The sequence below is a fragment of the Brevibacillus sp. YAE8 genome (assembly GCF_057543335.1).
Genome location: NZ_BAAIYG010000118.1, coordinates 1 through 580, shown reverse-complemented (window position 1 = coordinate 580; position 580 = coordinate 1). Strand labels below are relative to the sequence as shown.

The 580-nt window shown below is 32.8% G+C and carries 2 pseudogenes; one reads left to right on the top strand and one right to left on the bottom strand.

Annotated elements, in window-relative coordinates:
• Nucleotides 1-241, top strand: a pseudogene (locus AC27IT_RS27910) (TetR/AcrR family transcriptional regulator); the annotation flags it as partial.
• Nucleotides 242-350: 109 nt separating this feature from the next.
• On the opposite strand, the pseudogene AC27IT_RS27905 reads toward AC27IT_RS27910, so the two are convergent.
• Nucleotides 351-580 (bottom strand): annotated as a pseudogene (locus AC27IT_RS27905) (carbohydrate ABC transporter permease); the annotation flags it as partial.

The window sequence follows — 580 nt, the reverse complement described above, 5'->3', positions numbered from 1 at the left end:
AAAAAAGCAAGCTCACAAACAATTTACGGATGAATTCGAACGTCAAAAATGCACAGAGCTTATTAGTTTTATTGAAGAAGAGATGTTTAAACAATCGAATCCACGCAAGTTTGTTGTGGATAGTGCCCTTCATTCATTAAAGCAGCTGCCTGTTAACAACCGTAAATCGAACCTAGAGGAACTGCAAACGATGATTGATCAGTATGTGAGTGAACTTCAATCAAAAGCTAGAAGAAACTAAACATATGAAATTCACGCTCCCCATAACAACAAAAAACGAACGATTATGATTTTTTAATTAATCGTTCGTTTGTAATTCCAACTAAAATACTTTTATCCCAGCCTCTTTTTTATTTTCCTCCAGTAAACGAAATTCCTTTAATGAAATATTTGTTAAAAAACGCATAAATGAGCAAAATTGGAAGTGTAAAAACCATGGAAGCTGCCATAATATAGTTCCAATAACTGATATACTGACCTTTAAATGTGTTAAGGCCTAAAGTCAACGTGAACATATTTTCATCAGACATCACAATTAAAGGCTTCATAAAATCATTCCAAAACCCCATAAATACAAAAA